Below are 24144 nucleotides of genomic sequence, written 5' to 3'. Positions count from 1 at the left end.
TTTCACCACCTAAGCGGTGAAACTGCCGAAAGGTCAGGCGCGCGGCAGCGTGGCGTACTCGACGCCCGAGATGTACTGCACGGTGCGCAGCACCTGGCAGGAGTAGCCGAACTCGTTGTCGTACCAGACGTAGAGGATCACGCTGTCGCCGTCGACGATCGACGCGCCGCCGTCGACGATCGACGCCGCACGGGCGCCGATGAAGTCGGTCGACACCGCGTCGGTGGCGGTCGTGTAGTCGAGGTTGCGGGCCAGCGGGCCGACCAGCGAGGCCTGGCGCAGGTGGTCGTTGACCTCCTCGCGGGTGGTCTCCCGCTTGAGCTGCAGGCTCAGGATGGCGATCGAGACGTTCGGCGTGGGCACGCGGATCGAGTTGCCCGTGATCCGTGCGTCGAGATCGGGGAGGACCTTCGCCACGGCGGAGGCCGCGCCGGTCTCGGTGATCACCAGGTTGAGCGGCGCGGAGCGGCCGCGCCGGTCGGCCTTGTGGTAGTTGTCGAGCAGGTTCTGGTCGTTGGTGAAGGAGTGCACCGTCTCGACGTGCCCGCGGGTGATGCCGAAGGCGTCCTCCATCGCCTTCAGCGGCGGGACGATCGCGTTGGTGGTGCAGGAGGCGCAGGACAGCACCTTCTCGTCGGCGTCCACGCTGAGGTGGTTGACGCCGTGCACGATGTTCGGGACGTCGCCCTTGCCCGGCGCGGTGAGCAGGACCTTGGCGATGCCCGGGCGCAGGTGCTGCGAGAGGCCCTCGCGGTCGCGCCAGATGCCTGTGTTGTCGATGAGGATCGCGTCCTCGATGCCGTACTCGGTGTAGTCGACCTCCTCGGGGGAGTTCGAGTAGATCACCTGGATCACGTTGCCGTTGGCGATGATCTGGTTCTTCTCCTCGTCGACCGTGATCGACCCGTTGAAGGAACCGTGGATCGAGTCGCGGCGCAGCAGCGAGGCCCGCTTCTTGAGGTCGTCGCCCTTGGCCTTGCGGACCACGACGGCCCGCAGACGGAGGCCGTTGCCCGAGCCGGACTTCTCGACGAGGAGGCGGGCGACCAGGCGGCCAATCCGGCCGAAGCCGTAGAGGACGACGTCCTGGGAGCCGGGCCCGGGCGTCTTGTTCTCACCCGTCGCGTCGGCCAGCGCCTGGGCGGTGAACTCCGGGATGGTCGTCGTCGCGCCCGAGGCGCGGTAGGCGCGGATCAGCAGCGCGAGGTCGATCTTGGCGGCGCCCAGGTCGAGCCCGGCGATCGTCTCGAGGAAGGGGAAGCTGTCGGAGACGGACAGCTCGACGCCGTCGATCTGGCGCGCGTAGCGGTGCGTCTTGAGGATGTCGATCACCGACTTGTTCACCAGCGAGCGGCTGTGGAGCAGGATCGTGACGTCCTTCTCGCGGTGCAGCTTGCCGACGATCGGGATCATCGCCTCCGCGAGCTCCTCGTGGTGCTTCCAGCGGTCGAACTTGTCCTCGATGACGCTCAACGAATTCCCCTAAAGCAGTCGACAAAACCGCTCGATCGTAGGCCGGGGGACAGGGGTGGGGGGTAATCGGGCCGGTCCGTGGAACGAGTGGAACTGGTCACAGCGCGGCCGTGGGGCAGTTCCGCGAAGTCGTGGATGTGTCAACATTCTCCGTTAGACTGGCGGTGATGAGTACGACGACGCGGTGGCTCGGTGACGAGGAGCAGCAGGCCTGGCGGGGCTGGCTCGAGCTCCACACCCAGTTGTCCGCGCGCCTGAACCGGGACCTGCAGGCCGCGAGCGGACTCTCCCTGTCGGACTACGAGATCCTCGTCGCCCTCACCGACCCCGACGTCGCCGACTGCTCGCTGCGCATGTTCGAGCTCGGTGAGCGGCTCCAGTGGGAGAAGAGCCGCGTCTCCAAGCAGGTCTCGCGGATGGAGGCCCGCGGTCTCCTCGCGCGACGCAACTGCCCTGACGACCGTCGGGGTGCCTTCGTCGACCTGACCGAGGAGGGCATGGCGGCGATCGCTGCGGCCGCCCCCGGCCACGTGCAGCTCGTGCGCGAGCTGTTCTTCGAGGGCCTGAGCGACCAGCAGGTGCGCGACCTCGCCGAGTTCAGCCAGGGCGTGCTCGCCCGGCTCTCCGCCGCCGAGAACGCCGCGGACTGACTCCTCTGGTCCTGCCCGATTCCGGGCGGAGCCCCATGAGACCTCTCTCATGGCGCGCTCATCGTCGGCTCATCGACTCGCCCGAGGCTCGTTGCCGACCCCGCGGGACCGCGGGGAGAGCGAGAGGACGATGGTCATGAAGCGCGCGACGACGTGGATGAAGGCGGCACTGGTGGTGCCGGTGATGGCGGCGGGCATGGTGGTCGGCACCGGAGCCACCTCCCAGGCGGACGACGACGTCGTCTGCCGGGGAACGATCGGCACGCGGGTGATCGACGGCAATGTCGTCGTACCGAGGAACGCGACGTGCCGGCTGGTCCGAATGGTCGTGGACGGCGACGTGAAGGCCGGCTCCGGCGCCGTGCTCAAGGTCGAGGGTGCCCGCATCGACGGCAACATCCAGACCTCGGGTGCGCGCCAGGTCTTCATCGCGGGCAACCACGGCGTCGGCACCCGGGTCGACGGCAACATCCAGCTCAAGAACGGCACCCGGGGCGGCTACGTGCGCCTCGCGGTCGTCAAGGGCGACATCCAGCTCTTCTCCAACAGGGGCAGGTTCGACGTCCGTCGCAACATCGTCGACGGCAACCTGCAGTGCAAGGGCAACAAGCCCGCACCCACGGGCGCCAAGAACCGGGTCGACGGCAACAAGGAGAACCAGTGTCGCAGGTTCTGACGGGCCCGACCGGCTGACCGGAGGTGGTGGATCGGGCCCGACCGGGGGCGGGCCCGGTCACCCAGCCCGGTCACCCAGCCCGGCGGATCAGCCCTCCAGCATGTCCGCCACGGCGAGCGAGGCGAACGTCATCGCCGCGCCGAGCGGGGCGCCGGGGCCGGGATAGGCCGAGCCGAAGACCGACGCGGTCGAGTTGCTGGCGGCGTACAGGCCGGGCAGCGGGACGCCGGCCTCGTCGAGCACCCGACCGGTGGCGTCGGTGACCAGGCCGCCCTTGGTGCCGAGGTCGGAGAGCACGAACTTCGCGGCGAAGTACGGCGCCACCTCCAACGGGACCAGTGCCTTGTTCAGGCCGCCGGCCGGGGCGAAGAACGTGTCGTACTCGTCCTCGCCGCGACCGAAGTCCTCGTCGACGCCGCTCACGGCGAAGGAGTTGAAGCGCTCCACGGTCGCAGTGAGTACGCCGGCATCGAGCCCGGTCGCGTCGGCGAGCTCGGCGATCGTCGCGGCCTGCACCCAGGTGCCGGCAGCGAGGTGATCGGCCGGATCGCCCTCGGGCATGGCGATCGCCGGCAGGCGGCCGCCCTCGCGGGAGTCGAAGACGAACCACGACGGAGTGCGGTCCTCGGCCTGGGCCATCACGCGCCCGAACCGGTCGTAGGGCAGGCACTCGTTGCCGTACCGGCGCCCGCCCTGGTCGACCATCAGGCCGCTGCGGAAGCCGAGGGTGAAGGTGCCGCTGCCGTCGGGCTGCAGGAGTCCGGGGCAGAACCAGCCCTCGCCGGACCAGTCGGTGGCCGCACCGAGGGCCGCGGCGGCGTCGATGACCTCGCCGGTGTTGGTGCCGCGCGGCGCCATGGTCCACTCGGCCCGACCCGGGGTGCCGTGGGCTGCGCGCCGTTCAGGGCTGCCCTCGAAGCCGCCGGCGGCGACCAGGATGCCGCGGGTCGCGCTGATCTCGACGGTGCCGGAGGAGGTCTCGGCGAGCACGCCGGTGACCCGCCCCTCGTCGTCGCGGACGAACCCGGTGACGTGGTGGCCGGTCTGGATCGTGCCGCCGTCGCGCAGCACCATCGCAGCGAGCCGTCCGATCAGCGCCTGCCCGCCGGACAGGTTCGAGCGGCCACGCCCGCCGACCCGGTCGCGCTCGACGGGCGGCCGCAGCAGCTCGCCGACGCGGGGGTCGAGCTCGTCGCGCCGGATCGACTTCGGCTGCACCGAGCGGCCCATCGGGACGCGGCCGGGGGCGTCGTAGTACTCCGAGAACGGAATCCACTCGAACTCCATGAGCGGGTCCGACTCGAGGGCAGCGACCAGGCGCGGTGCCTCGGCGAGCAGGGCCTCGACGCGGACGGTGTCGGGGTCCTCGAGCACGGCGCCCAGGTAGGCGCGGGCGCCCTCGGTCGAGTCCGGCAGTCCGGCGCGCTGCTGGACCTCGCTGCCGGGCAGCCAGCAGGCGCCACCGGAGTACGCCGACGTGCCGCCGATCAACGCCGTCCGCTCCAGGACCAGGGTGCGCAGACCGGCCCGGGCGGCCAGGGCCGCTCCGGTCAGGGCGCCGCCGCCGGATCCGACCACCACGACGTCGTACTCAGGGGTGTCGCTCATGGCCGAAACGATAACGTGTTCTAGTTCCCGTGGGGAGGGTTCACTCACTCAGCAGGCGGTGCCGCCGCAGGCGCCGCAGTCCGGCCGGGTCCGGACGTCCGGTGGGGGCCAGCGCCGTCTCGAGCGCGCGCCGCGCGACCTCCGGGTCGAGGTCCAGGCCGATGGCCACCAGCGTGCTCGATGCGGGTGGCGGGCAGGACGCGACATGGACCTGACGGCCGACCACGTGCACGACGTACCCCTGGAGCCGTCGGCCAGCAGCAACCGCGACCGTCCCCTTGATCCGGTAGGCGCCCGCCGGGGGTGACTCGAGGAGGTCGGCCAGGGCACCGGGGCCCACCGTGCCGACGGTGCTCGCCGTGGCCGACGCGGTGTGCGTGTGGCCGTGGGCGGCGGGCTGCTCGGCCCGCAGCAGGGCGGCGATGGGGAGCTCGTCCTCCGGCTCCTCGAGGGAGGCGACGTCGTACACGAGCTCCGGATCGACCCGCCCCAGGCTGGTGCGTACGACGTGGACGTGCGGATTGATCTCACGGATCCGCCGCTCGATCCGCGCGAGGACCTCCTCGCGCTCGGCGTCCGGGAGGAGGTCGCACTTGTTGATCACGACCAGGCTCGCGACGGCAAACCGTGCGGGCGGGAGCCCGCCGCCGTCGACGGTGGCGAAGTACTCCACCGCGTCGACGACATCGACGACGCCGCCGGGTCGCACCCCCGTCGCGCCGCTGAACCTGATCATCTGCGCCAGTGCGCCCGGCTCGGCGATGCCGCTCGCCTCGACGACGACAACGTCGAGGGCCCGCGAGGGGTGGGCCAGCTTCTCGAGCGCGTCGTCGAGCCCGCCGGCGTCCTCCAGGCAGCACACGCAGCCGCCTGCGATCGAGGCGGGCTCGTCGATCTGTCCGCTCACCAGCCCGGCGTCCACGTTGATCTCGCCGAAGTCGTTGACCACGACGCCGACCCGGGCGCCGGGCTGGCGTAGCAGGTGGTTGAGCACGGTGGTCTTGCCCGCGCCGAGGTGGCCGGTGAGCGCGACGACGGGCACGGTGCGGGACACCGGGTGATCGTAGTGAGGGGCCGGGAACTCGCCGGTGGTCAGCCCTGACGCCCCTTCATCCGCGGGTTCTGCTTGTTGATCACGAAGACCCGCCCGCGTCGTCGTACGACCTGTGCGCCCGGCTGGTTCTTCAGGGATCGGATCGAGTTGCGGACCTTCATCGGGTGCTCCTTCGGGTGGGTCGTCCGGTCCGCGGGTCGACGAGTCCGGCCATGACGGCGTGGACCAGTCGTCGTGGCACGCGGTGTTGCTGTCCTTCGATGCGCACGGGTACGAGGTCCGGGACGCTTGCCTTCCACTGCGACCGGCGGTGGCGGGTGTTGCTGCGCGACGTCCTCCGTTTGGGCACCGCCATCAGGCCACGTCCCTGATCGTCCCGAGCCACGGCTCGAAGCCGTCCTCGCCGACGGAGCGCACGAGGGGTGCGCCGGGCGTTGCGAGCAGCTCGTCGAAGGCAGGCGAGAGGTGCGCGGGTGCCGCGCCGACGCCGGTGAGGACGATCCGGGTGAAGGGCGAGCGGCCGTTCCAGACGCCGTGGTCGCCGATGCTCAGCTGGCCGCCGGCGCCGTCCCACTCGATCACCCGACCGGGGCGGGTCGGCAGCCAGAAGCACCCTCGTGAGCGGTGGGGTCCGGCGCCGAGGCGTTCGAGCGAGTCCAGCAACCGCTCCGGGTCGAAGGGGCGCAGCGACTGCAGGTCGAGCCGCCAGATGCCCTCACCGTGGAGCTCGGGCAGTGCGTCGGTGCGGGTGGGGGCGATCCATGCGTCGGTCGGGCCGTGCTGGTGGAGACTGCCGACCAGCGAGGCCCCGTCCAGGACGTGGCCGCCCTGCAGGACGGGGATGCCGGGACGGGCCAGGGCGCTGACGAGTCCGGTGGCCACCGGATCCGCGTCGTCGTCGAAGACCGCCACGTCGGCGTACTCGATCATCGCCGCGAGAACCTCGCCGACGCCGCGCCGGTCGTCGTGGGAGCAGTGCACGCCGCGGTCGGCGAGCAGGTCGTCCCCGAGCAGGTCGCGGACCGGGTGACGGGTGCCGAGCGCCGTGACGACGGCGGAGATCCGCAGGAACCTGGCCAGCCGGGTGTCCCAGGTCAGCACCGAGCAGAGGTGGGCGGGCTCGGCGCTGACCGGCAGGTGCGCCACGATGCTGTGCCAGCGGCCGTCGCGGGCCAGCCGTTCGAGGGTGGGAACGATGTCCTCGCGGATCGCGCAGCTCACGCAGGCGTGCTCGAGCAGTGTCTCGTGGGTCTCGATCACCCCGGTCAGGTCGCTCACGGTCCGCGTCAGCACGCCCCGCTCGACATCGATCGTGTGCCGGCACGCGACCGCTCCCGGGAGGTCGAACTGGAGGCCGATGGTGGTCGCGGCCATCGCCTGCGCGTCGATGCCGCAGACGAGCACGACGGGGGTCCTCATCGTCGTCCTGGCGGCACGGGATGGATTCCTGACTTCACGGTGTTGCCCTCCTGTGTGGATAGAATGAGAATCGTTCTCAATCATGACACACCATCGACGAGAGGGGAAAGCAATGTCACGCAGGTGTCAGGTCACCGGCGTCGGGCCGAGGTTCGGCAACCACGTGTCGCACTCGCACCGGCGAACCCGCCGGCGCTTCGACGCGAACATCCAGCGCAAGCGCTACTGGGTGCCGTCCGAAGGACGGCACGTGACGCTGCGGGTCAGTGCCCGCGGCATCAAGACCATCGACCAGCGGGGGATCGAGGCCGTCGTGGCCGAGCTCCGCACGAGAAGGGAGATCTGAGATGGCGAAGAGGGGCAGCGACGTCCGGCCAATCGTGAAGCTGAGGTCCACTGCTGGAACCGGCTACACCTACGTCACCCGCAAGAACCGGCGCAACGACCCCGACCGGATGGGTCTGCGGAAGTACGACCCGGTCGTCCGACGCCACGTCGACTTCCGCGAGGAGCGCTGACACGTGGCGAAGCAGAGCAGGATCGCCGCGGACGCGAGGCGCCGCGCTGTCGTCGAGAGGTACGCCGTACGACGGGCCGCGCTCAAGGAGCAGGTCCGCCGCGCCGAACCAGGCACGGCGGACCTGGCCGGGGCGGTGCAGGCGCTGGCCCGGTTGCCCCGGGACTCCTCCCCGGTGCGGTTGCGCAACCGGGACCAGGTCGACGGCCGGCCCCGGGGGTACCTCCGCAAGGCCGGCCTCTCCCGGATCCGCTTCCGCGAGCTGGCCCACCGGGGCGAGCTGCCGGGGATCACGAAGTCCAGCTGGTGACCTGAGAGGCTGGGGCCATGGGTCACGGCCACTCCCACCGCGCATCCAGCAGCAGCGACGACCAGATCAGCATCGGCACCACTGCCCGGACGGTGCTGCTCGCCGGTCTCGGCGTCGCGCTGCTCCTCACCGTCGCCGGGCTCGTTGCGTGGTGGCCGCCGGGTGACACCATCGACCGCGCCGTCGAGGCCGGCGGTGCGGCGGCGGAGTTCTCGGCGCCGGGCGTCACCTTCCCGACCGGTGAGATCGTGGAGGTTGCGCCGAAGTGTCCCGGCCAGGGCCTGCCCGACGGCTCGGGCTGCAGCACCCTGGGGGTCCAGGTCGAGGGGGAGGCCGACCCGGTCGAGATCGCCGTACCGCCCGACGTCCTGAACTCCGGCATCGGCGTGGGCGACCGGGTCGAGCTGCTCCGCACGCCGACCCCGGAGGCGGAGGACGGCGCGGAGGCGTCGTACTCGTACTTCGCGACGGAGCGGGGCGGGACCCTGCTCTGGTTGGTCGCCTTCTTCGTGGTGGTGGTGGTCGCGATCGCCCGGTTGCGCGGGGTGTTCGCACTTCTCGGGCTGGTCTTCGGCGGTGTCGTCGTGTGGTGGTGGATGCTCCCTGCCCTGCTCGACGGCGCGCCCGGCGTCGGCGTCGCGCTGACCAGCGCCGCCGCGATCATGTTCGTGGTCCTCTACACGACCCACGGCTTCTCGCTCCGGACCAGCACTGCCCTGGCAGGCACGATCCTGGGGATCGTGCTGACCGCAGGCATCGGCGTGGTCGCGATCGGCGACGCCCGGTTGACCGGCGTCAGCGATGAGGGTGGTCAGATCCTCGCGACCTTCGGCGTGCTCGACTTCCAGGCCCTGCTGGGCTGCGCCCTGGTCATCGCCGGTCTCGGCGTCCTCAACGACGTCACCATCACCCAGGCGTCGGCGGTCTGGGAGCTGCGGGCCGTGTCACCGACCGCGAGCCGTTCCGAGGTGTTCGCCAGCGCGATGCGGATCGGTCGCGACCACATCGCCTCGACCATCTACACGATCGTCTTCGCCTACGTCGGCACCGCACTGATCCTGCTCATGGTGCTGCGGGTCTACGACCGTCCGCTCCTCGAGCTCCTGAACACCGAGCAACTCGCCGAGGAGATCGTGCGCACCCTCGTCACCTCGATCGGCCTGGTCCTCGCCGTCCCTGTCACCACTGCGATCGCTGCCCTCGTCGCCGCTCCCGTTGGCCCGCGAAGTGCGAGGGTTTCTCCGCCGAAGTGACTGGTTTTCTCCGTCGAGGTGCGGGGAAAGCAACGCACCTCGACGGAGAAAACCTCGCACTTCGCAGGAGAGAAGGTCGCACTTCGGGCGGAATCAGAGCGCGGGGTCGGTCCAGGCGAGCTGCACGACCTCCGCGCCGCGGTCCCTGGTGACCATCCGGCCACGGCCCGGCTGGGCCGGACCCGGACGCAGGTTGCCGATCAGCACACCTTCGTCGCGGTTGCCCGCGAGCAGGATGCCGGGCATCGCCAGGTCGCGCAGGGTCTGGATGACCGGCTCGTAGAGCGCGCGCGACGCACCACCGGAGCGTCGAGCCAGCACGATGTGAAGGCCGACGTCGCGTGCCTGGGCCATGAGGGGCTGCAGCATCGCGATCGGCGAGCTCTGCTGGGTGGCGACGAGGTCGTAGTCGTCGACCACGACGAACACCTCGGCGCCGGACCACCACGAGCGGTTGCGCAGCTGGTCGGGGGTGACGTCGGGGCCGGGCAACCTGTTCTGCAGGTACGTCGCCAGGTCGTTCATCGTCGGCTGGGCCTGGGTCGCGGACGTCAGGTAGTTGAGGAGGTAGTCCTCGGGGACCTCGCCGAGCAGCGAGCGGCGGTAGTCCACGACCACGATCTGCGCCTCGGCCGGCGTCCGGGTCCGCATGATCTCCTGGCAGTAGGTGCGCAGGAGGGTGGACTTCCCGGACTTCCCGTCGCCGAAGAGCAACAGGTGCGGCTCGGCGTCGACGTCGAGCGCGACGGGGGCCAGTTCCTTCTCGTTGATGGCGAGGAGCAGCTGGCGGGCCGGCGGCGTCCCGGCGAGGGCGCGTACGTCGTCGAGCGCGATCCGGTCGGGGAGCAGGCGCAGCTTCGGCCCGACGGGACCGCGCCAGGCCTTGGCGACGGCGGAGATCAGGTCGTCGACACCGTCGCCCAGGGTCGCGGAGGTCTGGTCGCCGTCGATGCGCGGGAGTCCACCGAGGAAGTGCAGCTTGCCGGGCACCAGGCCGCGGCCGGCGCGGTTGACCGGCACGAGTGCAGCGACCTTGCGGTCGATCTCGGAGTCGATCGGGTCGCCGAGACGGAGCTCGAGCCGGGTGCCGAGCAGGTCGCGCATCGCCGCGCGGAAGTCGGGCCACCGGGTCGAGGCGGTGATGACGTGCAGACCGAAGGTCAGTCCGCGACCGGCGAGGTTCTGCACCTCGAGCTCGAGGTCGTCGAAGTCGGAGCGCAGCGTGCCCCAGCCGTCGATGACGAGGAACACGTCGCCGTACCCGTCGTCCGCGCGCCCCTGGGCCCGTCGGGTCCGGTAGGTCTCGATCGAGTCGATGCCCTGGGTGCGGAAGTAGGCCTCGCGGCGGTCGACGATGCCCCGCACCTCGGCGATGATCCGGCGCACGACCTCGGGCTCGGAGCGCGACCCGATGCCCGCGACGTGGGGCAGCGCGGTCATCGGGGCGAAGGTGCCGCCGCCGAAGTCCAGGACGTAGAACTGCGACTCCAGCGGGGTCGAGGTGAGCGACAGGCTGGTGACGATGGTGCGCAGCAGGGTGCTCTTGCCGCTGCGCGGCCCGCCGACGACGGCGACGTGACCGGCCGCGCCGCTGAGGCTGATGGTGAGGGTGTCGCGGCGCTGTTCGCGGGGCCGGTCGACGGTGCCGAGCGGCACCGTGAGGTTGCCGACCTGGCGCCACTGCATCGACACCAGGCCGAGCTCCGGGTGCGGAGCGAGGTCGGGCATCAGTGCGTCGAGGGTGTCCGGCTCGTCGAGGGGCGGCAGCCACACCGCGTGCGCGGACGGGCCGTGACCGTCCATGCGTCGTACGGCGATGTCGAGCAGTGAGGTCGAGTCGCCGGCCGTCGGCGCCACGTCCGGTGTCGGCTGGTCATCGTTCGCGGGGTCGTCGAACGTCTGCACCTCGGAGATGGTGAACGGCAGGATGCCGCGCAGCTTGCCGCCCTCGCCCGTCACGCGGCGGCGGCCCGTCTCCGGCGGACCCGAGACGTAGGCGGCCTTGAAGCGGGTGAGCTGGGTCGGGTCGGGCTTGAGGTAACCGAGGCCGGGCACGGCCGGGAGCTCGTAGGCATCGGGCACGCCGAGCACCGCACGGGACTCCTGCGAGCTGAAGGTGCGCAGGCCGATCCGGTACGACAGGTGCGACTCCAGGCCCCGCAGCCGACCCTCCTCGAGCCGCTGCGAGGCGAGCAGGAGGTGCAGCCCGAGCGAGCGACCGAGCCGCCCGATCGCGACGAACAGGTCGATGAACTCGGGCTTGGCGGAGAGCATCTCGGAGAACTCGTCGACGACGATGAACAACGACGGGAGCGGCGGCAACCCGACGCCGGCGGGGTCACCGGAGGTCCGGGCCTTCTCGTAGTCACGGATCGAGGCGAAGTTCCCGGCCTCGCGCAGCATCTCCTGACGACGCACCATCTCGCCGGACAGGGCGTCCTGCATGCGGTCGACGAGGGTGAGCTCCTGGGCGAGGTTGGTGATCACCGCTGAGACGTGGGGCATCTCGGACATCCCGGCGAAGGTCGCGCCGCCCTTGAAGTCGACGAGCACCATGTTGAGCTGCTCGGGCGAGTGCGTCATCGCGAGCCCGAGCACGAGGGTGCGCAGGAACTCGGACTTCCCGGATCCAGTGGCACCGATCACCAGCCCGTGCGGGCCCATGCCCTGCTGGGCGGACTCCTTGATGTCCAGGTGCACGGGGGCAGTGGCGTCGCCGACGCCGATCGGCACCCGCAGCCGGTCGCGCGAGGGGCGCGAGCGCCAGGCCGCGGCCGGGTCGAAGGTGAAGACGTCGCCGAGCCCGAGCAGGTCCATGAAGTCGGTCGGTGCGCTGATGTCGGCCGCGTCGTCGCCGACGGCAGCACCGGCACTCGGCGTGAACAGCGGGGTGAGCCGTCGGGCCAGGGCCTCTGCGTTGGCGATGCTGCAGAGGTCGCCCTTGGCTCGGACCGGCTCGGTGCGCAGACGTACGGCGACGAGGGGCACCGTCGTCTCCGGGAAGGCGGGACGGACGGCCTGCTCCTCGAGCTCGAGACGGAGCGCCGTGGAGCTGTCGAGCTCCCCCCAGCGGACGGGGAGGTCGATCACGGTGAGGCCGTGCAGGCCGTCGGAGGGGATGAGGTGGTTGCCCGGGGGCAGCTCGGCGCCGTCGGTGATCAGCACGACGTGGGGGATCGCGGGTCGCTCGTCGGCGCCGAAACGGGGCCGTTCGCCGAGGTCAGGAGGCAGCATCGCGGCCAGGTCGGTGAGCGAGGTCGTGACCATGCGGGCCGGCCCGACGGCGTCGTTCTGGTGCTGGCTGTGGGCGTGCGGGAGCCACTTCACCCAGTCCCAGTTGGCCAGGGTCGCGTCGGTCGCGAGGACGGCGACCTGGAGGTTCTCGGGGGAGGCGAAGGTCGCGGCCGAGCACAGCAGGGCCCGCGCCATCGAGCGCGCGTCCTCCTCGGCACCGCAGACCTCGATCCGGTCGAAGGCGCGCAGGTCGATCGAGGCCGGCAGGTCGGGCTGGAGCCGGTGGACGACGAGGAGACGGTGCAGGGCGGAGGCCGAGGCAGGGTCGACGTCGTCGATCGGCGCGCCCTCCGGGGGGACCAGGTCGAGGGCGAGCGGCTGCGCGCAGACGCCGTACCTCACCTGCAGGAATGCCGGATCGGCGGACGAACGCTCCCAGACCCGGGTCCGGTCCTCGGCCAGTGCCGGCAGCGCGGCGGGCTCGGGGTGGATCCAGCTCAGCGCGCGGCGTTGCTGGTCGGCGGCGTCACGGGCGACGGTGCGGACGGTCGAGAGGTAGCGGAGGTACTCGGTGCGTGAGCCCGTCACCTGCTGCTGGCGCTGCTTCCGCTGCCGGTCGATCTGGACGACGATGAAGCCGAGGGTCGCGAACAGGAACATGCCGGCCGCGATGAAGCGCAGCGCCTGGTTGTCGCTGCGGCCGCCGAGTCCGGCGACGAGCACGATCGAGCCCAGGCTGCCGAGCATGGGGATCGCGTTCATCGCGACGCCGGCAGCGCCCTCGCTCGGCTGGATCTGCGGCGGGGGCTGGACCTGCAACTGGCCGCTGGGCATCTCGGGGCGCTCGCCGCGTCCCCCGCGATGGGTCAGACTTCCGGGCGCGCTCGCCCGTCGTCTGCCCTGTGTGCTGCCCTGGGTCACCGTCACGCCCTCACCTCATCGTCACGCCCGATCATGCGACGGGCTCGATGATAGGACCCCGCCATGGCGGGTAGGGACGAGCGCATGACGCTGAGGACTACCCTTCCGGAAGCACCATCAATCCCGGGAGGCCAGATGGCGGGTACGACGTCCCGGCCCCCTGCGGCCGGCGCGGTCACCGCGCTGACCGTTCACGGCCCCCGCGGAGTCCTCGATCTCACCGTCCCGACGGACGCCACACTGGCCGACGTCGCGCGGGCGTACGCCGAAGGGGCGGGCCTGCCTGCCCCGCTGCCGTTCGTGACCCCGCGCGGCGAGCCGCTGCAGATGACGACGGAGGTGGGTGCAGCGGGGCTGGTGTCCGGGTCCCTCCTCGTCGCGGTCGATCCCGCCGCCCGACCTGCGCCGCCACGCCGTGGCGCCGGCCCCGCGATGTCGGGCCCGGCCCTGGTGCCCGGTGCCGCGTCCGGCACCTGGCTCACCATCGCGGTGGCGGTCGCCGTACTGGCGGGCTGGAGCACCTCACGCCTGCCCGAGGCCGATCGTTGGCCTGCCGTCGCGGTGCTCGTGGCCGCCGCACTGCTCGGATGTCTTCCGTTCGGCGCCCTCGCCGTCCAGCGGGTGATCGCCGCTCCGGCCTTCGCTGCTGCGGCCGCCTTCGCCGTCGTGTGGAGCCCCCAGGCCGAGCGGCTGCCCACCGTGCTCGGGACGGCCGCGCTCGCCGGGGCGATCGCCGCCGCGGTCGGCCGCGCGCTCATCGAGCCGGGCAGTGCCGCCGAGGAGGCGTTGCGCACCTGGCTCGTGGTGGGTGCCGGCTGTTTCGTCGTCGCCAGCGTCGGTGCGCTCACCAGCACCTCCCCGCAGGTGGTGTGGGCGGTCCTGTTCCTGGTCGCCGTGCTCGGGGCCCGGTTCGTGCCCGAGTTCGCGGTCGACGTACCCGACCAGTACCTCCTGGACCTGGAGCGCCTCGCCGTCACGGCCTGGTCCGCGCGGGAGCGGCCGACAGGCCGACGCGGGCGGGTGGTGGTGCCGGAGCACGCGATCAACGCGGTCGCGGCACGAGGGACACGCACCATCCGTGCGGCCGCCGTGGCCATCTTCGTGGTGGTGCTCGTCGCTGCACCGCTGCTGCTCTGGAGCGCGGACCTGCCCCTGGACCGCACCGGCGCCCGCTGCCTGGTCGGATTCGGCGGTGCCTCGCTCCTGTTCGCCGCCCGCAGCTATCGCCACGTCGTCGCGCGCCGCTTCCTGCGCCTGTCCGGCGTCGTGGCCCTCGGGCTGGTCGCCGCTGCCGTGCTCGGGCTGCTGCCCGGCGTCACCGGCGTCGGCATCGACCGGCCCGGCGTGGTGGCCCCCGTGGCCATCGGCATTGCCGCTGTCCTCGTCCTCGTCGCGGTCCTGGTCGGCCGCGGCTGGCGCTCTGCCTGGTGGTCGCGCCGGGCCGAGGTCGGCGAATCCCTGAGCGGTGCCTTCACCGTCGCGTCACTGGTCGTGGCGGTCGGATTCTTCCGTTACCTGTGGGAACTCACGAGTTGATGTTTAGGCCCTGCGGGGTCACGGGTAGCAAGCACGGCATCGGCTTCTTGGCATCACTCGGGGAGCCAACCGCAGGAAGAGTTCCCGGGCAGCACCGCCCATGACCAAGGAGCAGAAGCATGTCGCAATCGAACATCGAGTTCGGCCACGCAGAGGGCGCGCTCAAGCAGATCGCTGAGCGCGTCATCCAGGCCAAGCAGGAGTTCCACCAGCAGTCCCAGATCCTCGACGGCCAGATCGCCGAGCTTCGCGGCAAGTGGAACGGCGCCGGCGGCCAGGCCTTCACCACGCTGCACATCGCATGGACCGAGAAGCAGAAGGTCGTCGCGACCGCGCTGGACAAGTTCCACGCCGCACTGACCGAGACCGAGGCGGACAACGTCGCCGTCGACGCCCAGGCCGGAGACGGCATGAACGCCCTCATCAACAAGCTCGGCTCGATCTGAGCTGTCCGGACTACTAGGAGATCTGAATCATGAGTGAACTCGACGGACTGCGCGTCAACCACACGGCGCTCGAGACGGCCGCCCAGAACATGTACAACACCGTGAAGAAGATGGACGATTCCCTCGACAGCCTCGAGAACGACATCGCCCTCAAGGTCGCCAGCTGGTCCGGTGACCAGCAGGAGGCGTACCGCGTCTCGAAGGCCGCCTGGGACTGGGCCATGAAGGAGATGCGCGACCTCCTCGACAAGAGCCAGCAGACGGTCTACAGCTCGAACAACGACTACATGGCCGCCGACAAGCGCGGCGCCGGTCGCTTCGAGTTCTGAGCGGACGGTCCGGCAGCACGCTGCCGGCCGGATCTGACCAGCGAAGGGACCGACACCCTGTTTCTCGGGGGTGCCGGTCCCTTCAGTCATGTCCCCCGCCGATCGGGCGGGGGCGTCGTGCCACGATGGGCCCCCTCGGTCTCTCGGAAGGGTTGAGCTGATGACACAAGGTGGCCGCACCCAGGGTGCGGTGGCGTCCGGACTCGTCCGGGTGACCGTCACCTCCGGCACCCGCCGCGTCGACCTCGTCCTCCCGGGCGCGGTCCCGGTGGCCGAGCTCCTCCCCGAGCTGGCCCGCAGCGTCGGTCTCCTCGACCCCGCGACCGTGCACGGCGGCTACCGCGTCGGCACTGCGGACGGTCGACGCCTCGTGCCCGATGCCGGACTCACTCTCCAGGGCATCGAGGACGGTGGCCTGCTCACTGTCACCGCGGGCGTCGACGACCCGCCGCCGCGGGTCTACGACGACGTCGTCGAGGCCATGTCCGACGTCGTCGAGCACGACCTCCTTCCCTGGCAGGCGGCCTCCGGTCGTCGTACGGCCCTGATGGCCGCAGGCCTGTTCCTCATCCTCGGTGCCGCGGCACTGCTCGTGCAGCGCGGCTCGGACCTCGCTGCCGCTGCGACGGCGGTCGTCGCGTTGGCCCTGTGCGCGGGCGCGATCGTGCTCTCGCGTGCACAGCGCGAGCCCGAGGCCGCGGTCGGTGTCGCCTGGCTCGGTTCCGGGTACGCCGCGGCTGCCGGCGTGATGTTCACGCCCACGGACCCCACCCTGTTCGGCGAGCTGCTGGCCTTCGCCGGCGCGGGTGCCCTGGTCGCCGGGCTGGTGTGCGTCATCGGCCTCGGTCCCGGACGGACCCTCGTCTTCCCGCCGGTCGTGGTCGGCGCGCTCGCCGTCGCGGTCGGTCTCTACCTGCGCTCCGCGGGCGGCGACGGCTTCGAGCCGGCGCCGCTGCTGACCACGGTGCTCGCCCTGATCGTCCTGGTCGGGAGCGTGTTCCCCTGGCTGGCGCTCGGAGCGACCTCGACCCGCATCGACCAGCTCTACTCGCCCTCCGACATCACCGCCGATCCCGATGACATCGAGCCGATGCAGGTGGCGGCCGACGCCCGGATCGCCCACGAGATCCTGCTCGCGATCTCCGGAACCGTGGGCCTCCTGCTCGTCCTGATCGTGCCGGTGGCCGTGGGTCTCGGTGCGGCCGGCACGCTGCTGGCCGTCGACGCCTGCCTCATCGTGATGCTGCGCACCCGTCAGTACCGCACGGGCAGCGAGGTCCTGGTCGGCCTGGTCGCCGGCATCGCCGGGCTGGCCACCGCCGCGGTCGCCGTCCTCACCCTGCACCCTGACTGGCGCCCGACGATGGCCGTGCTGCTGGCCGTGGCCGGTGCCGTCCTGCTGGCCGCGACGCTGACCCCCTCGGTCCCCTCGGTGCGTCGCGGTCGCTTCGGCGACGTCCTCGAGTCGATCGCGCTGATCACCCTCCTTCCGCTGCTGGTGGTGGCGATCGGGCTGTTCTCCGATGTCCGCCAGGCAGTGGGCTAGGCCCGCGGATGGCCACCAAGAAGGACCTCGTCGAGGCCTACTCATTCAGCCGGCGCCGGCTCGTCACGGCATTCGTCTCCGGAGCGCCCGGTGGGCGTGAGGTCGAGCCCGCGCGCCCGGGCCGGATGATCGTGGGCGGGGTCGCCCTGGCGATCCTGCTCATCGCCGGTGCTGCCGTGGCGGGCGCCCTCACCAAGCGCCAGAAGGTCGACTGGGACGACCCCGGTCTGGTGACCGACGACCACGGTGCCCTCTACGTCATCCTCGACAAGGAGGCCTCCGGCGGCGATCCGGTGCTGCGGCCGGTCATCAACGTGACCTCGGCGCAGCTGATCCTCGGCGCCGGTGAGAAGACCCAGAGCGTGCCCGACGACGTCCTCGCGCCCCGCGAGAAGGGCCCCTCGATCGGCATCCTCGATGCGCCGCCCACGGTGCCCGCGGCCGACAAGCTGCTCAACAGTGGCTGGATCGCCTGCACGGCCGACGGGTACGGCATCCAGGCCGAGGTCCGCCCCGATGCCGAGGTGGACCGGACCCCCGACCTCGGGTTCGTGGTCAAGGCGGCCCGCACCGACAAGCGCTACCTGATCGCCGAGGCCGCCGTGCCGGGGCACCCGCAACGTGCCTACAGCTACGAGATGCCGGCCAGCAACGACGGCCTCGACGCCGACCTCGGAGTGGCCACCACCGACGAGATCGTCGTGCCGGACGCCTGGCTCTCCCTGTTCCCCCGGGGCGAGGCGCTGACCACCGCCGGCCTCGGGATGGCCGGCTGGGGAACGCCCGCCGGGCTCGACGGCTACACCGCTGGTGCGCGGGTGGGTGACTACTTCCTCCGGGCCGGCGACACCTTCGCCGTGACCCGGGACGGCTTCGTCCGGCTGACCCCGTTCGCCGCGGCTGTCCTGCGCAACACCCCCGCCGCGGGCGGTGCGCGACCCCGCGAGATCCGGGCGACGAGCACGAATGCCCCGTTCCGGGCGGCTCCCTCGATCCCGTACGCCGACGCGAACTGGCCGGACGAGCCGGTGGCCGACTCCGCAGCTCCCTCGGACAAGATCTGCGGGGTCCTCGAGACCGGTGAGGACGAGCAGCCTGCCGTGCGACTGGCGAGGTTCCCACCCGGATCGGCGATGCTCGAGCAGGTCGCCGCGGGCGATCGACGGGTCACCGTCGAGGCCGGGTACGGCGCGCTCGTCCGGGCCGCGGACTGGGACACCTCCAGCGGCGGCATCACCTACCTCGTCGACGACCGCGGCCGTTCCTACTCGGTGGCCGGTGCCGCCGAGGTGACCAACCTCGGCTACGGCGGGGTGCCCTCGGTGATCGTGCCCGACTCCTGGACCCGGCTGTTCATGCCCGGCCCGGACCTGTCGATCCTCGACGCGCTGTGCCCGCCACGGGCGACGGATCCGGGTGCCGGGACCACCCCCGGGCCGTCGTGCTCGTGAGCCCGCTGCCCGGCCGGTCCCGGCTACGCCTCCTGGGGCCGGCCCTGCTGGGGGCTATCGCCGTGTCCCTCGGGTTCGCCGCGCCGGCCCCGTCGGCCGCCCCGGCCCCAGCCGCGCCGGCCCAGGCCGCGGTCCAGGCCCGTGCTGCGGAGGGTCCCAGCTGTGACCAGACGGGCTCCGAGGGGGCGCGCACGGTGACCGGCGAGAACGACGCGAGCAACGTGCTCCAGGTCCCGGCGGCCACCTCCCTCGCCGCGGCGGCAGGAACCAAGCCGGGTGCCGGTGTCAGTGTGGTCGTCGTCGACAGTCCGTTCGCGGGTCTCGATCCGAGCCGGTTCGAGCCGCTCGAGACCGAGCACGGCGTGGTCGTGGCCGGCATCATCGGAGCGCGCGACCAGCAGGAGCCCGTGCGTGTCGCTGCGGGCATCGCGCCCAGTGCCCGTCTCGTCGAGCGGCCCTTCTACGTCGCTCCTCGTGGCTCCAGCGACGGCAAGGTCGTCCCGACCTCGGAGGGTCTGGCCACGGTGCTCACCGACGTCGCGGCGCAGGTACGCCGCGGCGACCTGGGTCCGCGCGTCGTCGTACTCGTGCCGATGGAGGTGCCGAGTTCCTCGGCCCTGGTCGCGGCGCTGAAGCGGCTGCGGGCCAGTGGTGCGCTGGTCATCGCCGCGGCCGGTGACCGGACCGAGGGAACCGGGTTCCTCGATGACTTCGTGGGCGGACCGCGGCCCGGCGAGGACGCCGTCCGCGCCGTGTGGCCGGCGGCGGATCCCGGTGTCGTCTCCGTCGGTGTGTCCGCGTCGGACGCGACGGGTGCGGTGCTCCGCAACTCGGGTGTCGACCTCGCCGCTCCCGGCGTCGGATCGGTGTCGGTGGGCCTGAACGGTGGCTGGTGTGTGGTCGCCTCGACCTCCTCGCACTGGGCCGCGGCCCAGGTGGCCGGCGTAGCCGCGTTGGTCTGGTCCGTGCACGCCGAGGACGATGCCCAGCAGCTGCGCTCGCGGCTGGAGGGCACGGCGAGCGGCGACGGTGCCCAGGCCAGTCCGCTGACCGGGTTCGGCAGGGTCCAGGCGGTCGAGGCGCTGCAGCGCCTGGTCGAGGGGATGGACCAGAGCGCTGCGGGCGCGGAGGAGGTCCCTCGCGGCAAGGTGCCGGCGGCCCGGGCCGATGCCTTTGCCGGTGCGCGCCACGACGCGGTCTGGTGGGGTCTGGCCGGCGGGGGAGCGGTGGCGGTGCTGCTGGTGCTGCGACCGGTGCTGGCCCGGCGCCGTCGCTGATTCGGTACGACCGGGAGCAAATACTACGCTCGTGTAGCATTTTGCCTCCGCTGCCGTCCTGAAGGATCCGTCATGGCTTCTGACCTGCTCTCCGCGCGCGACCTCGACTTCCTGCTGCACGACTGGCTCGACGTCTCGGCGCTGTCCACCCGGGAGCGGTTCGCCGACCACTCCCGCGAGTCGTACGACGCATTGCTCGAGCTGTGCGAGCAGATCGCGACCGACCACTTCGCCCCCCACTTCCGCAAGAGCGACGAGCAGGAGCCGACGTTCGACGGCACCAAGGTCGAGCTGATCCCTGAGATCGGCGAGGCACTGCGCCGGTTCGCCGAGATGGACGGCTTCGCCCTCGGCGCGGACGCCGAGGTCGGTGGGCTGCAGCTGCCGGCCACCGTCGGCACCGCCGCCGCGACCTGGTTCACCGCCGCCAACATCGGCACCATCTGCTACGCGTTCCTGACCCAGGCCAACGCGGCGCTCCTGCAGGCCCACGCCAGCGAGGACGTCCGCCAGCGCTTCGTCCGTCCGATGCTCGAGGGCCGCTGGTTCGGGACGATGGCGATGTCCGAGGCCCACGCCGGCAGCTCGCTCGGAGACGTCACGACCAGGGCGGTTCCCCAGGCGGACGGGACCTTCCGGGTCTTCGGCTCGAAGATGTGGATCTCCGGTGGCGACCACGAGATGGCCGACAACATCGTCCACCTCGTGCTGGCGCGGCTGCCGGAGGCGCCGGCCGGGAGCCGGGGCATCTCGCTCTTCGTGGTCCCGAAGTACCTCGTGGCCGAGGACGGATCACTGGGGGAGCGCAACGACGTCGTGGTGGCCGGGATCAACCACAAGCTCGGCTCGCGCGGGACCGTCAACACGGCCCCCGTGTTCGGGGACGGTGCGCACACGCCCGGCGGGCTGCCAGGCGCCGTCGGCCACCTCGTCGGCGAGCCCCACAAGGGCCTGCGCTACATGTTCCACATGATGAACGCCGCCCGGCTCGCTGTCGGGACCGCGGCCACCGGGACGGCGTACGCCGCGTACCTGAAGTCCCTCGACTATGCCCGCGAGCGCCCTCAGGGCCGGGCGGTCGCCGAGAGCGACCAGGCGACCCCGCAGGTGCCGATCATCGAGCACACCGACGTCCGCCGGATGCTGCTGGCGCAGAAGGCGTACGTCGAGGGCGCTCTCGCGCTGACGCTCTACTGCTCCCGTCTGCTCGACGACGAGCGCACCGCCACGGACGAGGCGGAGCGCGCGGAGGCCTCGCAGGTCCTCGGTGTGCTGACCCCGATCGTGAAGTCGTGGCCCTCGCAGTGGGGACAGGAGAGCACGTCGCTGGCGATCCAGGTCCTCGGCGGCGCCGGCTACACCCGCGACCACGACGTCGAGCAGCACTGGCGCGACCAGCGGCTCAACCCGATCCACGAGGGCACCCACGGCATCCAGGCGCTCGACCTGCTCGGCCGCAAGGTGCTGATGGACGGCGGCGCCGGGCTGATGGCGCTCGCGGCGCGGATGGAGACGAGCATCGCCCGGGCGCGCGAGCTCGGCGGAGCGCCCGCTCGGCAGGCCGACCAGCTCAAGGCACAGCTCGACCGGTTCGGCGAGGTGACGCTGGGGCTCGGTGGTCTCGGGGAGCCGGAGAGGATCATGGCCAACGCCACGGCGTACCTCGAGGCGGCAGGGCACCTCGTCGTCGCCTGGCTGTGGCTGGAGCAGGGGTGCGTCGCGCACGCAGGGACCGAGGACTTCCACGCGGGCAAGCGGCAGGCCGCGGCCTACTTCTTCGCCACCGAGCTGCCGAAGATCGGCCCCGCGCTCGACCTGCTCGCTGTCGGCGACCTGACGTCGTACGACATGCAGGACGCCTGGTTCTGAGGTCGCCGTGGTGGGCTCGGGAAAACCGCGAACGGCGCCGACTTCGCAGTCGGCGCCGTTCGGCTGGCGGAGGTACGGGGATTCGAACCCCGGAGGGCGTTAACCCAACTCGCTTTCCAAGCGAGCGCCATAGGCCACTAGGCGATACCTCCGCGGAGGAGATTACCGGTCGTCACGGGGCGGCAGGAAATCGCCTCGCTCCCGGCCGTGCGTCCAGTCCCTCGACAACCCGGGCGTCGGTGCCGGACACTGTGCCGCGGAGCGTCGTCCTGGGGAGGGTTCACGATGGCTGGTCGACAGTGCACGGTTGTGGGTGCAGTGCGCAGTGTGGTGCTGGGTGTGGTGCTGGTGGTGGCGGGTCTGACCGCCCTGCCCGCAGCGTCAGGAGCCGCCGCGACGAGTGGGCCGACGGTGGCCACGCCCGTTGCCAGGGCGGCCGCTGCGCCGACGACGCTGACCCGCACGGTGGTCCGCGACGGACGGAGCCTGACCGTCCGCCTGCGCCGGGTCAGCACCCGTGCGCCCGGCTTCGCGGTGCTGGTCCAGCAGGCGAACGGCTCGCTCACCCCGGTCGCGGCCCCGGCGGAGCGCTCCTACCTCGGCACCGTCGACGGCGTCCCCGGCGCCAGTGCGGGTGCGGTGCTGCGCTCGGACGGCAAGGTCGAGGGCCTCGTGGTCTTCGACCGAGGCGGGACCTGGCACTTCCTCGACGGCGCGGTGGTCGGCACCCGCGGGCTCACCCAGCCCGCCTCCCACGTCTGGCCGTCGGCCGACGACGCCGCCCGCAACGTCACGGTGACCCCCGGCCAGGTCGGCTCGAAGACCTACCGGTGGAGCATCGGGTACGACCTCGCGAACCGCTGGTTCTCCCACGCCGGCACCATCGACAGCTCGGTGGCGAAGGCGCTCGACGCCGTCGAGCTCACCACCGTGATGCTCCAGCTCGCCTACGAGACCGACGCACGGCTCCGCCCGGCGACAGGACGGGTGGTCGTGCGAGGTTCCGCCACCGCCGAGCCCTACGCCGGCTACGAGGACCTGCTCGGCAAGGTCCGCGAGGAGTGGCGCACCACGCAGGCCGACTCCGGCGTCGACGCCGTGGCGCTCTGGCACGGGTCGTCCGGTGGAGGCGGCGTCGCCTACGTCAGCACGATCGCGGGCGACTACGCGGTCAGCTCCAACGGGGGCACCGGAACGCCCTGGGTCGTGACTCGTCACGAGCTGGGCCACGTGTGGGGCGCCCACGACAACCACACCAACGGCCCCGAGGGCGCGACCATCGAGTCGGGCAACCAGTTCCACCGCTTCGACGGCACCGAGCTCAGCGCGATCCTCCGCCTGCGCAACGACCGGCTGGCGCGCGCGACCTCGCCCCTCGAGGTGGTGGCGACGCAGACGGCCCCGCTGCCGCCGTACGCCGCGCTCGACCTGGTCACCCACCAGGTCAGCGGATCGGCGTTCTCGTTCCGTCCCACGTCCAACGACCACGACGCCAACGGACAGCGGGTGTCGCTGCGCTCGGTGGGGACACGCAGCCACCTCGGCGGCTGGATCACCCGCTCGGGCGACGTGGTGACCTATGTGCCGCCGAGCGTCACGACGCGCACCACCGACGTCGTCCGCTACGTCGCCACCGACTCGACCGGTCGGACCGCGACCGGGGTCGTGCTGTTCCAGGTCGATCCGCGTCCGGCCGCGACCCCTGTCAGTGCGTGGCCCGACGTCTCCCTCGCCCCGGCGAGCGGCTACGCGGTCGTCAACGTCCAGTCGGGGCTGCACGCCTCGCGCGACCCCGGCGGCCCGGCCGTCCAGCGCACCGCCTCGACCGTCTCCGGCCCGCTGAGCGTGCGGCGGACCTCGTCGGGCAACGAGTTCCGCCGCGGCCAGGACTGCCTGACCGCGCGCGCCGACGCCCGCGTCCGGTTCCAGCCCTGCACCGGCGTCGCCGCCCAGCGCTTCCGCGTCGTCCAGCACCCCGTCAAGGGCAGCGCGATCGTCAGTCGCGCGTACCGGACCTGCGTCCGCCCGGCCGGCGCATCGATGTCCTCCGGTGCCGCGCTGGTGCACGGCACCTGCGGCCTGGGCCTGTCGATGGGCTGGACGTTGCGAGCGCCGGCCGTCACGACCTGGCGGGCAGCGGCGGTGCCGACCGGCCCCCGGTCGCTGGTCCAGCTCGGCTCCGGCCGACCTGCCGGCGTCCCCGCCGGCGCCACCGGCAACTCCACCCTCGCGGTGATCGAGCCCGCGGGTACGGCGACCCAGGTCACCTTCCTGCGCAACGACGACGGCACCTACCGGATCCGCAACGCGCGCACCGAGCGGTGCTTCGACGCCTACGGATCCGACCTCGGCGGCGAGGTCGGCACCTGGTCGTGCGGCGTGCAGGACAACCAGCGCTGGCGGATCCTCACCAACCCCGCCGGTGGGGTCTCGCTCCGGCTCGTGCGGGGCGGGCTGTGTCTCGGCGTGGCCGATCGCTTGGTCGACACCGGGCTCACCCTGCGCGCCTGCAACCTCGCCGTCGCCGTGCGCTGGAGGATCGGCGCATAGGTGTACCCGGGGGTGTGTCTCCCAA

Annotated in this window: 21 protein-coding genes and 1 tRNA gene; 14 read left to right on the top strand and 8 right to left on the bottom strand. The window is 71.8% G+C overall.

Going from position 1 to position 24144, the window contains the following annotated elements; genetic code table 11:
* Positions 1–33 precede the first annotated feature (33 nt).
* On the bottom strand, positions 34–1473 hold the full coding sequence (locus ASE01_RS02530) for a glyceraldehyde-3-phosphate dehydrogenase (RefSeq protein WP_082605737.1): 1440 nt from the start codon (positions 1471–1473) through the stop codon (positions 34–36).
* A gap of 167 nt (positions 1474–1640) precedes the next feature.
* Here ASE01_RS02530 and ASE01_RS02525 point away from each other — a divergent pair, with 167 nt between their 5' ends.
* Complete coding sequence (locus tag ASE01_RS02525) at positions 1641–2123, top strand: MarR family winged helix-turn-helix transcriptional regulator (protein WP_056748415.1); 483 nt, start codon at positions 1641–1643, stop codon at positions 2121–2123.
* A gap of 136 nt (positions 2124–2259) precedes the next feature.
* Positions 2260–2799 carry a hypothetical protein gene (locus tag ASE01_RS02520; protein WP_082605778.1) on the top strand — a complete coding sequence of 180 codons (540 nt, stop codon included), beginning with the start codon at positions 2260–2262 and terminating at the stop codon, positions 2797–2799.
* Positions 2800–2886: 87 nt separating this feature from the next.
* On the opposite strand, the gene ASE01_RS02515 is transcribed toward ASE01_RS02520, so the two are convergent.
* From ASE01_RS02515 to ASE01_RS02500, 5 genes are read right to left on the bottom strand one after another with little or no spacing between them, the layout of a single operon-like run.
* Positions 2887–4407 carry an FAD-dependent oxidoreductase gene (locus ASE01_RS02515; RefSeq protein WP_056748413.1) on the bottom strand — a complete coding sequence of 507 codons (1521 nt, stop codon included), beginning with the start codon at positions 4405–4407 and terminating at the stop codon, positions 2887–2889.
* 40 nt (positions 4408–4447) lie between these two features.
* On the bottom strand, positions 4448–5461 hold the full coding sequence (locus tag ASE01_RS02510) for a CobW family GTP-binding protein (protein ID WP_056748412.1): 1014 nt from the start codon (positions 5459–5461) through the stop codon (positions 4448–4450).
* Between the two features lie 38 nt (positions 5462–5499).
* Positions 5500–5622 (bottom strand): type B 50S ribosomal protein L36, encoded by a 123-nt coding sequence (ykgO, locus tag ASE01_RS02505; RefSeq protein ID WP_056748411.1) that lies wholly within the window; start codon positions 5620–5622, stop codon positions 5500–5502.
* Positions 5619–5816, bottom strand: a complete 198-nt coding sequence (gene rpmF, locus ASE01_RS23795; RefSeq protein WP_082605736.1) for a 50S ribosomal protein L32 — start codon at positions 5814–5816, stop codon at positions 5619–5621. The genes ykgO and rpmF overlap by 4 nt, the downstream gene beginning before the upstream one ends.
* Positions 5816–6880, bottom strand: a complete 1065-nt coding sequence (locus tag ASE01_RS02500; RefSeq protein ID WP_056748410.1) for a GTP-binding protein — start codon at positions 6878–6880, stop codon at positions 5816–5818. The genes rpmF and ASE01_RS02500 overlap by 1 nt, the downstream gene beginning before the upstream one ends.
* Before the next feature lie 112 nt (positions 6881–6992).
* Here ASE01_RS02500 and rpmB point away from each other — a divergent pair, with 112 nt between their 5' ends.
* Genes rpmB through ASE01_RS02480 form a run of 4 tightly spaced genes read left to right on the top strand, consistent with a single transcriptional unit; the run spans position 6993 to position 8960 of the window.
* Positions 6993–7226 carry a 50S ribosomal protein L28 gene (gene rpmB / locus ASE01_RS02495; protein ID WP_056748409.1) on the top strand — a complete coding sequence of 78 codons (234 nt, stop codon included), beginning with the start codon at positions 6993–6995 and terminating at the stop codon, positions 7224–7226.
* Between the two features lies 1 nt (position 7227).
* Positions 7228–7398 (top strand): 50S ribosomal protein L33, encoded by a 171-nt coding sequence (rpmG, locus tag ASE01_RS02490; protein ID WP_056748408.1) that lies wholly within the window; start codon positions 7228–7230, stop codon positions 7396–7398.
* Between the two features lie 3 nt (positions 7399–7401).
* Positions 7402–7707, top strand: coding sequence for a 30S ribosomal protein S14 (gene rpsN, locus ASE01_RS02485; protein WP_056748407.1), 306 nt, complete (start codon positions 7402–7404; stop codon positions 7705–7707).
* Positions 7708–7724: 17 nt separating this feature from the next.
* Positions 7725–8960, top strand: a complete 1236-nt coding sequence (locus ASE01_RS02480) for a YibE/F family protein (protein WP_082605735.1) — start codon at positions 7725–7727, stop codon at positions 8958–8960.
* Between the two features lie 93 nt (positions 8961–9053).
* Here ASE01_RS02480 and eccCa read toward each other — a convergent pair whose 3' ends face one another.
* Positions 9054–13028 carry a type VII secretion protein EccCa gene (gene eccCa / locus ASE01_RS02475; RefSeq protein WP_056748406.1) on the bottom strand — a complete coding sequence of 1325 codons (3975 nt, stop codon included), beginning with the start codon at positions 13026–13028 and terminating at the stop codon, positions 9054–9056.
* Positions 13029–13250: 222 nt separating this feature from the next.
* Here eccCa and ASE01_RS02470 point away from each other — a divergent pair, with 222 nt between their 5' ends.
* The 7 genes from ASE01_RS02470 (at position 13251) to ASE01_RS02440 (ending at position 21569) form a co-directional block, all read left to right on the top strand.
* Complete coding sequence (locus ASE01_RS02470) at positions 13251–14651, top strand: hypothetical protein (RefSeq protein ID WP_056748405.1); 1401 nt, start codon at positions 13251–13253, stop codon at positions 14649–14651.
* Between the two features lie 119 nt (positions 14652–14770).
* A complete protein-coding gene (locus tag ASE01_RS02465; RefSeq protein WP_056748404.1) occupies positions 14771–15097 on the top strand; it encodes a WXG100 family type VII secretion target in 327 nt (108 codons plus the stop codon).
* 29 nt (positions 15098–15126) lie between these two features.
* Positions 15127–15426 carry a WXG100 family type VII secretion target gene (locus ASE01_RS02460; RefSeq protein ID WP_056748403.1) on the top strand — a complete coding sequence of 100 codons (300 nt, stop codon included), beginning with the start codon at positions 15127–15129 and terminating at the stop codon, positions 15424–15426.
* 160 nt (positions 15427–15586) lie between these two features.
* Entirely contained in the window at positions 15587–16972 is a 1386-nt protein-coding gene (gene eccD, locus ASE01_RS02455; RefSeq protein ID WP_056748402.1) for a type VII secretion integral membrane protein EccD, read from the top strand.
* A gap of 8 nt (positions 16973–16980) precedes the next feature.
* Positions 16981–18423 (top strand): type VII secretion protein EccB, encoded by a 1443-nt coding sequence (eccB, locus tag ASE01_RS02450; RefSeq protein WP_056748401.1) that lies wholly within the window; start codon positions 16981–16983, stop codon positions 18421–18423.
* A gap of 62 nt (positions 18424–18485) precedes the next feature.
* On the top strand, positions 18486–19700 hold the full coding sequence (locus tag ASE01_RS02445) for a S8 family serine peptidase (RefSeq protein WP_157537047.1): 1215 nt from the start codon (positions 18486–18488) through the stop codon (positions 19698–19700).
* A gap of 72 nt (positions 19701–19772) precedes the next feature.
* Positions 19773–21569, top strand: a complete 1797-nt coding sequence (locus tag ASE01_RS02440) for an acyl-CoA dehydrogenase (RefSeq protein ID WP_056748399.1) — start codon at positions 19773–19775, stop codon at positions 21567–21569.
* Between the two features lie 64 nt (positions 21570–21633).
* Here the strand turns inward: ASE01_RS02440 and ASE01_RS02435 are convergent.
* Positions 21634–21721, bottom strand: a tRNA-Ser gene (locus tag ASE01_RS02435).
* A 133-nt stretch (positions 21722–21854) separates the two neighbouring features.
* Between ASE01_RS02435 and ASE01_RS02430 the strand changes: the two genes are divergently transcribed.
* Entirely contained in the window at positions 21855–24119 is a 2265-nt protein-coding gene (locus ASE01_RS02430) for an RICIN domain-containing protein (RefSeq protein WP_157537046.1), read from the top strand.
* The last annotated feature ends 25 nt before the right edge of the window (positions 24120–24144 follow it).

Origin of the sequence: Nocardioides sp. Root190, from assembly GCF_001428565.1 — a bacterium.
Classification (GTDB): domain Bacteria; phylum Actinomycetota; class Actinomycetes; order Propionibacteriales; family Nocardioidaceae; genus Nocardioides.
The sequence above is the reverse complement of the archived record's forward strand: the minus strand, read 5'-3'. Positions and strand labels throughout refer to the sequence as shown.

Coding starts and splice junctions, on each gene's coding strand:
- ASE01_RS02525 (WP_056748415.1), top strand. CDS start 1,641: ATGAGTACGACGACGCGGTGGCTCGGTGACGAGGAGCAGCAGGCCTGG.
- ASE01_RS02520 (WP_082605778.1), top strand. CDS start 2,260: ATGAAGCGCGCGACGACGTGGATGAAGGCGGCACTGGTGGTGCCGGTG.
- ASE01_RS02515 (WP_056748413.1), bottom strand. CDS start 4,407: ATGAGCGACACCCCTGAGTACGACGTCGTGGTGGTCGGATCCGGCGGC.
- ykgO (WP_056748411.1), bottom strand. CDS start 5,622: ATGAAGGTCCGCAACTCGATCCGATCCCTGAAGAACCAGCCGGGCGCA.
- rpmF (WP_082605736.1), bottom strand. CDS start 5,816: ATGGCGGTGCCCAAACGGAGGACGTCGCGCAGCAACACCCGCCACCGC.
- ASE01_RS02500 (WP_056748410.1), bottom strand. CDS start 6,880: ATGAGGACCCCCGTCGTGCTCGTCTGCGGCATCGACGCGCAGGCGATG.
- rpmB (WP_056748409.1), top strand. CDS start 6,993: ATGTCACGCAGGTGTCAGGTCACCGGCGTCGGGCCGAGGTTCGGCAAC.
- rpmG (WP_056748408.1), top strand. CDS start 7,228: ATGGCGAAGAGGGGCAGCGACGTCCGGCCAATCGTGAAGCTGAGGTCC.
- ASE01_RS02480 (WP_082605735.1), top strand. CDS start 7,725: ATGGGTCACGGCCACTCCCACCGCGCATCCAGCAGCAGCGACGACCAG.
- eccCa (WP_056748406.1), bottom strand. CDS start 13,028: ATGCCCAGCGGCCAGTTGCAGGTCCAGCCCCCGCCGCAGATCCAGCCG.
- ASE01_RS02470 (WP_056748405.1), top strand. CDS start 13,251: ATGGCGGGTACGACGTCCCGGCCCCCTGCGGCCGGCGCGGTCACCGCG.
- ASE01_RS02465 (WP_056748404.1), top strand. CDS start 14,771: ATGTCGCAATCGAACATCGAGTTCGGCCACGCAGAGGGCGCGCTCAAG.
- ASE01_RS02460 (WP_056748403.1), top strand. CDS start 15,127: ATGAGTGAACTCGACGGACTGCGCGTCAACCACACGGCGCTCGAGACG.
- eccD (WP_056748402.1), top strand. CDS start 15,587: ATGACACAAGGTGGCCGCACCCAGGGTGCGGTGGCGTCCGGACTCGTC.
- eccB (WP_056748401.1), top strand. CDS start 16,981: ATGGCCACCAAGAAGGACCTCGTCGAGGCCTACTCATTCAGCCGGCGC.
- ASE01_RS02440 (WP_056748399.1), top strand. CDS start 19,773: ATGGCTTCTGACCTGCTCTCCGCGCGCGACCTCGACTTCCTGCTGCAC.
- ASE01_RS02430 (WP_157537046.1), top strand. CDS start 21,855: ATGGCTGGTCGACAGTGCACGGTTGTGGGTGCAGTGCGCAGTGTGGTG.